The organism is uncultured Turicibacter sp., assembly GCF_938044715.1.
Classification (GTDB): domain Bacteria; phylum Bacillota_I; class Bacilli_A; order MOL361; family Turicibacteraceae; genus Turicibacter; species Turicibacter sanguinis.
On sequence record NZ_CALIOS010000109.1, the window covers coordinates 1 to 13,123 of the forward strand.

12 protein-coding genes and 1 pseudogene are annotated in these 13,123 nt (G+C 31.6%); all 13 read right to left on the bottom strand.

Annotated elements, in window-relative coordinates; genetic code table 11:
- Nucleotides 1-58 precede the first annotated feature (58 nt).
- A complete protein-coding gene (locus QWC74_RS10410) occupies nucleotides 59-1,210 on the bottom strand; it encodes an O-antigen ligase (RefSeq protein WP_155223100.1) in 1,152 nt (383 codons plus the stop codon).
- A 48-nt stretch (nucleotides 1,211-1,258) separates the two neighbouring features.
- Complete coding sequence (locus QWC74_RS10415; RefSeq protein ID WP_155223101.1) at nucleotides 1,259-2,278, bottom strand: glycosyltransferase; 1,020 nt, start codon at nucleotides 2,276-2,278, stop codon at nucleotides 1,259-1,261.
- A gap of 36 nt (nucleotides 2,279-2,314) precedes the next feature.
- On the bottom strand, nucleotides 2,315-3,118 hold the full coding sequence (locus QWC74_RS10420) for a glycosyltransferase (protein ID WP_155223102.1): 804 nt from the start codon (nucleotides 3,116-3,118) through the stop codon (nucleotides 2,315-2,317).
- Nucleotides 3,119-3,300: 182 nt separating this feature from the next.
- Complete coding sequence (locus QWC74_RS10425; protein WP_155223103.1) at nucleotides 3,301-4,467, bottom strand: nucleotide sugar dehydrogenase; 1,167 nt, start codon at nucleotides 4,465-4,467, stop codon at nucleotides 3,301-3,303.
- A 12-nt stretch (nucleotides 4,468-4,479) separates the two neighbouring features.
- A complete protein-coding gene (locus QWC74_RS10430; protein WP_155223104.1) occupies nucleotides 4,480-5,229 on the bottom strand; it encodes a glycosyltransferase family 2 protein in 750 nt (249 codons plus the stop codon).
- Nucleotides 5,230-5,259: 30 nt separating this feature from the next.
- The gene (locus QWC74_RS10435; protein WP_155223105.1) at nucleotides 5,260-5,916 is read right to left on the bottom strand and encodes a sugar transferase; all 657 of its coding nucleotides are present in this window, start codon (nucleotides 5,914-5,916) and stop codon (nucleotides 5,260-5,262) included.
- A 234-nt stretch (nucleotides 5,917-6,150) separates the two neighbouring features.
- A complete protein-coding gene (locus QWC74_RS10440) occupies nucleotides 6,151-6,852 on the bottom strand; it encodes a CpsD/CapB family tyrosine-protein kinase (protein WP_155223106.1) in 702 nt (233 codons plus the stop codon).
- 11 nt (nucleotides 6,853-6,863) lie between these two features.
- Nucleotides 6,864-7,559: a YveK family protein gene (locus QWC74_RS10445; protein WP_155223107.1), complete on the bottom strand. Its 696-nt coding sequence runs from the start codon at nucleotides 7,557-7,559 to the stop codon at nucleotides 6,864-6,866.
- 537 nt (nucleotides 7,560-8,096) lie between these two features.
- On the bottom strand, nucleotides 8,097-8,951 hold the full coding sequence (gene licT, locus QWC74_RS10450; protein WP_262957408.1) for a BglG family transcription antiterminator LicT: 855 nt from the start codon (nucleotides 8,949-8,951) through the stop codon (nucleotides 8,097-8,099).
- Between the two features lie 89 nt (nucleotides 8,952-9,040).
- Nucleotides 9,041-9,271 (bottom strand): annotated as a pseudogene (locus tag QWC74_RS14880) (family 1 glycosylhydrolase); the annotation flags it as partial.
- Between the two features lie 941 nt (nucleotides 9,272-10,212).
- Nucleotides 10,213-10,485, bottom strand: a complete 273-nt coding sequence (locus QWC74_RS10460; RefSeq protein ID WP_006784116.1) for a Mor transcription activator family protein — start codon at nucleotides 10,483-10,485, stop codon at nucleotides 10,213-10,215.
- Entirely contained in the window at nucleotides 10,486-12,084 is a 1,599-nt protein-coding gene (locus QWC74_RS10465; RefSeq protein ID WP_288994017.1) for a recombinase family protein, read from the bottom strand.
- Between the two features lie 711 nt (nucleotides 12,085-12,795).
- Nucleotides 12,796-13,080 (bottom strand): DUF960 family protein, encoded by a 285-nt coding sequence (locus tag QWC74_RS10470; protein ID WP_006784118.1) that lies wholly within the window; start codon nucleotides 13,078-13,080, stop codon nucleotides 12,796-12,798.
- Nucleotides 13,081-13,123: the final 43 nt, after the last annotated feature.

Below are 13,123 nucleotides of genomic sequence, written 5' to 3' on the forward strand. Positions count from 1 at the left end.
TTATAATTCTACATGACCTTAAAAAAACTGTCTAATTAATTGTAACCTATCCATACTCTCAGTAAACTGTTTTTTTTATTTTTTCAATATTTATAGACATAATAACAAATAACCAAAATCCAAATTTATGAAAAGTTAATCCACTTTCAGTTAACACATTTAATAAGTAAATAAAAATTGAGGTCCCGATTATATTTGCTAAAATAAAATGACATTGATCTAATTTTTTTCTTACTAACCATAAAATTAATAATATAATCATTAATCCTGTTAAACCAGTTGCCATTAATATCTCTATAAATCCGTTATGTGCTTCTGTTACACCAAAATTATTCATGATTAAGTTTTGTTTGCTCCCAAATCCAATAAATGGAGATTTTACTAAACTTTGAAGAGAATAATCCCATATAAATGTTCTTCCAGTTAAAGAGATATTTTTTTTAAGTATCATTGTAATGAAATTTGATAATATTGTTTCGTGTATTTTGAATATAACTAATGAGAAAAATAGAGTTAAATAGACAAGCATTTTCCAAAGAAAAGATACTCTAATTAAATATTTTTTAAAGAAAATATATCCTAAAGCAATAGTTCCGATTACTAATCCGGTACTGCTTTTACTCATAATAATTAAGTAATAACATACAAATAATTGTAGTAAATCAAAAATGTTAAACTTTTCCTGAAGATAATCGGATTTAATAGTAATTAGTAACATGGTTGGAATCGTAATTAAGGGTATGGTGTTTCTATTACCAAAGAGTCCTCTAAATGCTAATCGCTGTGATGAATAAATATAGCTTGAATGCTCTTTAATAATGCATAATATTAAATTAATACATAAAAAAATCATTAATCCTCTTGTAAAATATAATATAAACTCCCTAAAATTATCAAAACACTTATAATAATACAGATATAATCCTACATAGAAAATATTTGTATAAACCACACCCACAGATAAATTTTGATTAATTAAACAACTACAAAATATAATAAAAACATATAAAAATAATAAAAATATAAACCAACCATTATATCCTCGTTGTATGTATTTGGTATCTTTTATTAAAAATAAATATCCATTAATCCCATAATAAAACAAAAGCATTAAATTGAGTATATTCAAAATAGGATATCGATCTGCTGAAAGTCCTAAAATAGGAATAACACTTAGCATGATCATATATTTATTTAAAGAATTATTCATTATTTTAATACCCTCTTATATTAATATTAAGTACTTCTCACTAGAAATTTAATTTCTTCTAATACAAGAGAAAAATAAAATTCTTAATAAGAATTCATACTTTATTGTACTTCTTTGATTTTTTAAACACCATTTAAATAATTTAATTTTATTTTTTAAGTAATCATTGATTTTAGTAACTTTTATTAGAAAAGCTTTTTTTATAGTATACTCAAGGCATTCTATATTCCTTTCTTTTCCTATTTCTATCATATGATTCAACAAACTGATATATTTTTCTATATTCTCAAGCTTAAAATCCTGAACATTTTCAGAAAAAATTTCATTAAATAATTCTTTATCTTTTTTTTCTAAAGAAATACTTAAATTCTCTAATGCTCTTATTCTGATTTGATCCAATATTTGTTTTCTTTCTGTTACTTTATTTATTTTCGATTTTTTACTTATATTTTCATGTCCTGTTCTATAATTTAATAAAGGCTGATGTATTTTAGCAATTTTTGAATATTTTGATAAATCTACCCAAAAAGCATAATCTTGTGCAACAAAACATTCCTTTCGATAATAAATATGATACTGTTCCACAATTGCTCTTCTAAACATTGCCGTTGAGTTAGATAAAGTATTGTTACAGATTAGTCCTACAGAAACATCTGAATAGCTACCATACTTATGAACTCTTGATCTAATTTTATTGTCCACAATGATAGTTGTATCACTTCCAACCACACCATACTCAGGATAATGATTTAAAAATTCAATCTGTTTCTCAAATCGTTCTCGGTGAGCAATATCATCTGCATCCATTAAAGCAATATATTCGCCACTACAGTAACTCAATCCTAAATTTCTCGTATAAGGTAAACCTTTATTTACATCGTTACTGTATAATTTAATTCGTTGATCCGAATAATTTTTAATAATAGATAAACTTTCATCAGTTGAACCATCATCGATAATGATAAATTCAAAGTTTTTATATGTTTGATTTAATATACTATCTATTGCCTCTTTTAGATATTCTTGTGCGTTATATACAGGCATAAAAACTGATAATTTAGGATTCATATTATCACTCCATTTTCGATGATAACAAAATGAAAATTACTGATATTTAATAAAACTAGCATAATTAAGATTTAGTTTATATCCTTTTATACCTCGTAATAGCCATTTAATTTTTTGAAAATTTGATAACTCTTTCTCTTTATGTAAAGATATAACATAATAAATAAAATATATATATTTTATTTTTGGATACGCTGCTGCAGTAAATGCCCCTTTATCATAATAATATTTTTTATTGTATCCTTCTCTCCATGTCGAATCAGAAAAATCAACCTGGGCAATTGTAGCTGGATACTCATATATTTTCAAACCTCTTTTTTGAGCTTGTCTCAGAAGAATTGATTCTTCACCAGATGAGTATTTACTACCTGCTCCAAAATCAGTATTAAACCAAAGTTGATTTCGTTGTAAAGCTTCTAATTTAAATGCAATTCTTACCGAACTATGATATTTATTTTTCGGTAATTTTCTTAATTGAGTTATCTTTTTTACTTTTCCGTCAAAGTTTATAGGGTCAATATTAAAAATAATAATATCTGCGTCCTCTATTTCACTAAATGCATTTAAAATTATTTTTTCATAATCATTATAATAAATTACATCGTCATCACATAGAATACCTATATCACCAGTCGCATGCGCCAGAGCTAAATTTCTGCTCTTTGATAATCCAATTGAATTAGTTGAAATCATTCTAATAGTTTGATCATCACTCAATTCTTCTAAATAAGAATTCTTATTTGTCTGATTAATTATTAATACATTCGATTTTATTTTTTGTAGTTCAACCATTGTTAAATCATCTTGATTCATACACGAAAGCAAAACTTCAAGTTTCATAAATTTCCGTCACCATTCCTGTTATACGAATTATCAGAATCTTTAATTTTAGTCTTTTAAAAATGCCACAAGTCTTCAGTTAAACAATAACTTTTAAAAATAAATTATCGCTCTATTTCATGGCTCTCATGGTATTTTTTATCAAGAACTAGTTTAAATCATTAACCCTATAGCTTTTATTCTTAATCTCGATTAAAGATATCTCGGGTATAAACCTTCTCTTTTACATCAGATAATACATTAGACGCACGATTAGCCACAATTAAATCACTTAGGTATTTAAACTCCTCTAAATCTTGAATAATACGGTAGTCTAAGAATTTTTTTTCGATTAAGGTTGGTTCATAAATAACCACTTCGATTCCGTTACTTTTCAGGCGTTCCATAATTCCTTGAATTGAAGAGGCACGAAAATTATCAGAATCAGTTTTCATTGTTAATCGATAAATACCAACTATTTTAGGGTGACGTTTTAAAATCATATCAGCAATATGGTCCTTACGCGTCTGATTTGCTTCAACAATTGCTTCAATAATATCATTTGGAACATCTTCATAATTGGAACGAAGTTGTTTCGTATCTTTCGGTAAGCAATAACCTCCATATCCAAATGATGGGTTATTATAATGGTTTCCTATACGTGGATCTAGTCCAACACCTTCAATGATTTGCTTTGTATCAAGACCGCGAATTTCTGCATATGTATCTAACTCATTAAAATAAGCCACACGAAGAGCTAGATAGGTATTTGAAAATAATTTTACTGCCTCTGCTTCCGTTGAATGGGTAAATAGAACTGGAATATCCTCTTTAATCGCTCCTTGTAGTAATAATTGCGCAAATTTTTGTGCACGTTCTGATTGCTCTCCAACAATAATACGTGATGGATATAAATTATCATATAAAGCCTTTCCTTCACGTAAAAACTCTGGTGAGAAAATAATATTATCTGTTTTAAACAGCGTTCGAACTTTGGCCGTGTATCCTACTGGTACCGTTGATTTTATTATCATAACTGCATTCGGATTAATTGATAAAATTCTCTCAATAACACTTTCCACAGTATCAGTATTAAACGAGTTTAAGTTAGGATCATAATCTGTTGGTGTAGAAATAATAACATAATCCGCCTGACTATATGCTTTGACTTCATCGGTAGTTGCCATTAAATTCAATTTTTTATTTTCTAAAAAATAATCGACTTCTTTATCAACAATTGGAGATTTTTTATTATTAATCAGATTTACTTTTTGTTGACTAACATCTAATGCTATTACAGCATTATGCTGAGCTAATAAAATGGCATTAGATAATCCCACATAGCCAATTCCTACGACTGTTATTTTCATTTACATTACTCCCTACATTCTTTTAATTATTGCGTTCTTAACATACCTAATGAAATACATCGCACTCTTCAAAAAACTCATTTTTTCTACATTTCTATAGATATTCCAAGTTCTTTTTAACGCTTTAAATTTATTGCTAGATATCGAGCCTTTAACGATCCTATATGATGCTAAAACTTCATTGTATCCATATGCGATATATCCTTTTTTTAGTATAGATAACCAGGTTGCAGTATCCTGGCCAGCTCTTAATAATGGCATATTAACCCCACCAATTATCTCTCTATCAATTACTACCGTCAGACAACCAATAATTGTATTGCCCAATAAATCTTTATAAGTAATTTGCGTTGGAACATCCACAACTTTATTTAATTCTTCGCCTGCCTCAGATATTAATCTATAGGCAGTAAAAGAAAATCCTATAGAATGATTTTTCATATAGTTTATTTGTTTCTCTAACTTTTGACGATCCCATAAATCATCGCTGTCTAAAAAAGCTATATATCGTCCAATCGCTTTATTTATTCCATAATTCCTTGCAACTGCAGCACCACTATTCTGGTCAAGTTTATAAAGTTTAATTCTCTTATCTAACTTCATATATCGTTGTACAATATCACAAGTATGATCAGTGGAATAATCATCAATAATTATCATTTCAAAATTTTCATACGTTTGTTTTAAGACCGATTGAATTGTCAATTCAATAAATCTTTCCGCATTATAAGTGGCAGTAATAATTGATACAATTTCACTCATTTATCCCTCATCCTTTAAATATCTTCTCTACTATCTCGCTCCATCTCCCGTAATAATCACCTTAATTGTTTTTAAAATTATTTTTATATCTAACCATAGACTTTGTTGTTGTATATATTCTAAATCTTTTTTTAATTTTTCACCAGGACCTATATCATATCCACCTGATACCTGAGCTAATCCAGTTAATCCGGGATTAACTTGGAGTCGATTAATGAATCCTGGGTATTGAGCATTAAATTCAACAGTAAACTTTAGCACCTCAGGACGTGGACCCACAATACTCATCTCTCCTTTGAGTATATTAATTAGCTGTGGTATTTCATCTATTCTAGTTTTTCTGATAAACTTACCTATTTTTAAAACTCTAGGATCATTTTTTTGAGCCCAATGTTGACCATTTTTCTCTGCATCTAAACACATTGAACGTAATTTATATAATGTAAAAATCTGTCCACCTTTGCCAACACGTTCCTGTTTAAAAATCACATTTCCTGGGGATTCAAAATAAATTAAAATCGAAAATATTATAATCAGTGGAATCCCTATCAGTAAACCAATAATCGATAATATTATATCCATCACACGTTTGATAAAAGAATAGTTTTTCGATGCCTTTTTTTCTATCTCAATCGAATATTCTCCTTTTACCTCCGTCAAATGTCCCACGCAATTAAACTTATTCATTTATTCTCTCACCTCTACACTCATGAAAGGCTTTCTAATAGAATTTTTTTCTAATTAATAGATATCCTCTTAAGTAATCGTTCTCAACTTTCTAAATCATCATATTGGCACTGAAAAAATATTGTTATCTCATTTTAATGAATTCGAATGATCATTAAAATGAGATAAATCAAACTAACTTTAAACACCAATTATAAATTAAAAAGGAGTTTTAACACTTAACTAGAAAACCAGTTATCGACGACGTTTTTTAGGTACTTCTACCTGCTCTTCATAACTATAATACTGGTATCCGTAATATCCCTTTTTACTAACCGGGATCATGGTCATAACAACACCTAAGATCCGTGCGCCGACATTTTCTAATAATTGTTTTGCTCTTTTTGCCCCTTCAATCTCTGTTTTCCCTGAAGCGATAACTAAAATGGTCCCATCTACAATAGTTGATAAAATCGCTGCGTCAGTGACAATTCCAACAGGAGGTGCGTCTATAATAATGACGTCATATCGTTGTTTTAATTGCTCCACTAAATCCTTCATCTTCTGTGACCCCAATAATTCAGAAGGGTTCGGTGGAATTGGTCCACTTGTCATGACAATCACATCTGTTCCTATAATGTGTGTCACATCATCAATACTATACTGTCCGGCTAACACATTAGTTAGTCCTTTATTATTACTTACTTTAAAGACCTTATGGACTCGTGGACGACGTAAATCTCCATCAATAATTAGAACACGTTTCCCTGCCTGCGCAAAGGTTTCCGCTAAATTGATTGACGTTGTGGTTTTTCCTTCACCTGGACCTGAGCTCGTCACACAAAGAATCTTTAACTCTCCATCTACATTTGAAAATTGAATATTTGTGCGAAGTGTACGATACGCTTCAGCGATCGGTGACTTCGGATTATGTAAAGTAATTAAATCTGTATTCATCCTCTGTCCCCCTATTTCCCTGTCTTAGCTAATTCCATATCTGGAATCGCTCCGATAATTGGTAGTCCTAAATGACGCTCAACATCTGTTGGTGTTTTAACTGTTCGATCTAAAAACTCAAGGACAAAAACTAGTCCAACACTCACCATCACGCCTAATACACCGGCAATCGCCACATTCATCATTTTATTAGGTTTTACTGGATTTTCTGGTGCAATCGCTGTATCAATTGTCGACACATTGTCCACCGTCATAATACTTTTCACTTCTTTTTTAAAGACTTCTGATACCGTATTCGCAATTAAGGCCGCCAACGCCGGATCCTCATCCTGAACTTTAATACGAATAATCTCGGTATCGCTAACTTTAGAAACCGAGATTTTTTCTGATAATTGATCTGTCGTTAAATCTAAGTCTAACTTCTTTAACACCTCTTCAGAGATACTTCGACTTTTAATAATTTCACTGTATGTATTCACAAGTTTTTGACTCATCGTCAGGTCATTATAAGTCATCACCGTATCCTGATTCTGCTTATAACTAACTAATAACGTTGATGAGGACTCATAAACTGGTGATAAGATAAAAAAACTAACGACTACCGCTGCAATCACTGCCACTGTTGTCATACTCACAATCATAAGCCAACGTTTTTTGAGCATCCCAAAAATTTCTCTTAAATCAATTTCATACTCCGTATTCTCCATATTCAACTCCCTTTCAACCATTAAAACATTGTCAACCATCTAATTTTGACAATTTCATACATTTTTTTACACATTCTTCAAAAGTATATCATATTATTTTCCATAATAAAACCAATTAACAACGTTTTTTACACCTATCTAAACATTACAAACGTTGACACATTTATCTTTTTACTTTTTTATCCTATTTACTTCATTTCAGTTTATGAAAACTATTATCATATAACTTTTAACCAATGGAGTCATTTGGACTAAGTAAGGTATCAAAAAACTATCACTAATCCCTCTTTCATTAACCAAATTTACTCACATCAAAAAAAACCTAACTAAACACATCTCGCTTCAACTGCTTCGCCTTAAACAGTGAACTTTGTGATTAATTAGGTTTTTCTTACTCTTTGGTTTTTCCTTTTCCTAAAAATCATTTTACTATAACGGTTACATCTATTCAACGCTTACATTGTTTTTATACATTTTCTTAATATTTTTATGCAGGACAAAATAGTTAGTTCCTTCGACCTCATACTATCCTTAACTCTACGACTTTCCCTGCTTTTCTCGTTCCGCCACCCGATTGATATGTAGCATAAAATAAAGCATCTCTTCGTGAGTTAGTTCCGTACAAAACTTGCTTTCTAAATACTTTTGCACCTTGCAGGCACACTCATAAGCTTGTGGGTATTTTTCCTTCACCTGTAAAAATAAGAATTCATCATCTTGATGATGGCACACCTCATGACTGAGTAAGCGACGGATAAAATAGCGAATATGTGTCACGAAGCGATTGTAATTGAGTGATGATTCATCGAGTTCGATACAATAGTGAAACTTCACAATGTTTAAAATCTGTTGAATGACTTCTGTGGATTGAACCGTCAATTTCATTCCTTCATCATCTTGAATGGCATTCACAAAGTGAAGCGCAATAAAGCCCGCTTCATCTTCTGTAAACGAAATCCCTTCATAATATTCAATCGTCTTTAACGCATTCATTGCTGCTTTAAATTCTTTAGGATAAAACTTTTTGACTTCCCACATTAACGCGTTCGATAACTGAAGTCCTTGCTTATAACGAAACAAGGCGTAATTAATGTGGTCGGTTAACCCAATATAAATACTATCATTAAACGTAGTGCCAAGTTCTGATTCAGCGGCGACAATAATTTTCGTGGTTAACTCTAAGTGATTCAGTGGCACTTCACGCAGTAACTCAATAAATTTTGCCTTTGAATCATCCGAATCAATCACAAACTTTTTATCAATCTTACTTTCTTCAACCGCATCGCCTGCTTTCTTTTGAAAGGCAATCCCCTTCCCAAGTAAAATCATTTCAAGTTGCTGGGCATTTTCTGCTAATAACACATTATTATTAAAAATTTTCTTGATGATCACCGCTGTCTCCCTCCCTTAATGTGCGTTTAATGTTGTTATATTTCAATTATACCTGAAAAGCAGTCCCCCGAAAAGAGGCACTACCCTTTTTATTCAACCAGTGATTCCCCGTTTGTCGCAATCACTTCTTTATACCAATTAAATGATTTCTTTTTGTAGCGATTTAATGTTCCACTTCCGTCTTGTTGACGGTCCACATAAATAAAACCATAACGTTTTTTAAGTTCAGCCGTTGAGGCACTCACTAAATCGATGCATCCCCACGTCGTATAACCCATGACCTCCACGCCATCTTCAATCGCCTGTTTATAATAATCGACTACATCAATATTATATTTTCTTAGTGGGACGACATTCGTAGAAGCTATATCTCTCCGTCTTCCACCTATATATCTTCCTATATTAAACATATCAGTAATATCTGAATACTCAGTAAGTGAAATTCCTGTTTTATACATAAATTCAAATTCAAATGAAGCTTTCAAACCTATAAAATTCTTTAATGATTTAGGTTTTTCATTCGTGCTCTTAATTTTTAATGAATATTCCCCAATTATTCGCGGTAATAGATCTGATAAAGATAAATTGTTATCTGAATTTAAATATCTATCAATGGATCCCCTTAGTCGTAGAGGCATCATCCTACTATTTTGTCCTTGCTGTTGATTCATCTTATATTTAATCTGCATAATTAAATATAAGCAATATTCGATAGTTGGATAACCTAATTCATACTGAATACCATTAGTACTATCTGTAGAAAGGATAGGAAACTCCTGATCTCTACTTATTGGATAATTAAGGTCAATCGCCACCTCGTAACTATAGTCTGTAGATAATCTCAAATTATCACCCTGCATTTCAGAAACCTTAGTGTATAGCTCCTGTAATTCTACATTAGATATGATAAACGAATAACTTCCTTGCTGTTCTTCTCCTCCTGATACTCTACTATTAGAAAGCTCTACAATAATATCCTCATCATTATCTTCTATACTTCTAACCCCGAATACTCTAGCAATTAGTTGCTTTATCTCATAAAAATTTACCACACTCTCACCTCTTCTTATTGTTATAATTCATTTTACCATAAAATATGTACCTATACATAATGACGGGACGTGGATACTAACCGGTACGCCCCATCTCCACCATGAAATACACGTCCGCAACTGTTACAGGAAAATGAATACAAAGAAAAAGATTAATCTGAGTCTAGTAGGATCTACTACATTGAGATTAATCTTTTTTTAGTTCTAATCTATTGATCTTCTTTTCTTCCAATCTCATATCGTTTCACTAATTGTCTAATCCATCGTTCAGAATAACCTAATTCTCTTGATAACTGTCTTAGATTTTGACCATTGTAATGATTTGATAAATACTGAATGATGTATTCCTTGGAATACATTCTAACTGGAAACGTGATTTGTTGTCCTTTATAGTAGTGATAGATTTTCTGAGTCATCTCTTCCCCAATTATTTCTATCATTTCTCGGTAAATCTCTCGATAATCTTCCAAGCGATTCTTCATCTAACTCACCTCTTTCCACGAGGAAGACTCGTATATCTCTTCTCTTTGATAAGTAACCGATTCAAGCAAAACAATACTTTTAAAGTCATAATAAAAACCGCCATAGTTGTAATGAACTATGACGGTCTCATTTCCTACAATTATTTTATGAATAAAGCGTGATAGAATATATTTCACCATATCATCATGCTTGGATAACATGTATTCCTTTGATTCATCTAACACTTGTTTCAGTTGATCCAATGTTAAAGTTAATGATTCTTTCTTGACTTGGTTTTCTTGGACTAGCTCTGTTAGCTTAACTTTATCATGTTCTAATCGTTGGATTTCCTGGGTGATGGTATCTAGGCTACTTAATCCTCCCAGCGCAATCGCTTGAACAAGATTTGAAATCTTTTGATTCACTTCATCTAATTGTTTCTGTAATTGGGGTAAATCCTGATCCATATCCTCGTATTTCTGTTTCAACTTTACATTTATTTCTTCATGCAGTTGTTGTAGATTAATCGGATTGAGTAAAGTTTTATAAAGTTGATTCACTACAAATTCATCTAATAAACTTTTATTAATTTCTTTACACTTACAAGGATTTTCTAATTTCTTTCTTTTACTACAACGATATGACACGTATTTACTTTTGTTTCTTCCACCTATTCGACTACTCCCATGATAGGCGGACCCACATTCAGCACATTCAACTAGCCCAGTTAATAGGTAAACTTCTTTTGCCTTATGTTGTCCTTTAGATCGACGTCGTTGTTTCAATAACTTTTGAACTAATTCAAAGGTTTCTTCATCCACAATCGCAGGAACTCCGTTAGGTATACGAATGATTTCTTCCTCATTCTTATTCTTCCGATGACTGCGTTTCATACCGATTTGTTTCGGCTTCGATACACTTCTATTAAAGACGTATTCACCCTTATATTTTGGATTAGTAAGTATATCATAAAAAGATGAAGTGGCACTAAATTTATTTCCGATTTTAGTTCGATATCCCAATAAATTCAGATACTCTGCCAGTTCACGATAACTCCATCCTTGAATAATTTTTTCAAACATAATTCTAATCCCACTTGCTTCATCTTCATTGATGACATACTTCTTTGTTTCAGAGTCCACATCAAATCCATAGGGTGGGATTCCTCCATTATGCATTGTTTTATAAGCGTTTTCTTTTAAACCTTTTACGACTTCTCGGGCTAAGTTTTGACTATAGTACTGACCAACTCCTAACTGAATGACCTTTTGTAATTGCCCTTCAGGGGTCTCTTCAAATCGTTCAATAACAGATTCTATTCGCACTCCATATAGTGCTAATTTTCTTTGCACGTCCAAAGCATCATAAACATCTCGGGAGAGCCTATCCATCTTATGCACTATGACGACATCAAATAATCCTTTTTGAGCATCGTCTAACATACTTTGGAATCCTGGGCGTTGGGTATTCGTCCCAGTAAGGGCTTCATCCACGTAATCTCCAACAGGGGTATATTGATTCTCCGCAATGTACTTGTAAATGGCTCGCTGCTGTGCATCTATTGATTCGGTTCGTTGATTATGACTACTAAATCGACTATAACTGACTGCTTTTATCATGCTTTTAACCACCGTTTCCTAAATCCTTCCTTCTTTCTTCTTCATAACCAGATGATTTCTATGACATTCCGACTCATTTCAGCTGACAGGGCGCTTAGGGCCATTGATTCATGATAAACTTTTTAAAACTAATAAATTTCATCATGAATTTGAAATACTTTTTTCGTATGATATGCCCTAATTGCCCTTTTAATAAACTATCCTATCTTTTGATCACTATCATACGGACGCTTAGGAATCAAAAAGTACGACTGAAAAAATATTCCTAAATAGGGTCTAATTTGAATGGTTATGATTTATCTTTGACCCTGACATCCTATACGCCCTCTCCCTTCTCCCGCCTCATCTTTTGAGTCTCCCTTTAGATAAGGGAGTGGTTTTTCCTTGATTTGACTGACTTTGTGAAGGACTTTCCCTATTTCCCTCTGTTTTTTGAATATCTATCTTATTTTTATTCATTGAATTTAATTTGATTAAATCTTTTATTTATTTTTTATTTTGAAAGGGAAATAGGGAATTTAGTTAGTTTTTTATTGATTTCACTTCGTTTGGATTCTCCCTTTTGATTCCCCTCCGTTTTGAATCATATAGGGAGCGCGGGGAAAAAAAGACATCGACCTATTGTTTTAATGGAATTTTATTAATGAATAAATGATTTAAATTCATTAATGAAATTCTAAATTAAATAAGATAGGCTATGTCTTTTTTGAATTAATATTCTTCTGCTAACAACATCGTGGCATATTCGCCTTCATCTATGATGAAGATTTTTTGATCAATTGGATTCGTTGACTTCAAATGATAGATTTGTTTGTATTCAGGTACCTCCTGTCTATGTTCAACCTGTTGGGTCTGCTCATCTAATATCTTCAATTCAAACACCTGTAGGTAGTCATATTTCCCTGTTACTTTAGCTGCATCATAGCACTGCCAACAGAAGAGTTGAATGTTGATTGGAATTTGTTCATTGATTCCACATGTTAGGTATCGTTTCATGTTTGATTCCTCCTTATTCGTTTACATCCAGCGTTTGATATCT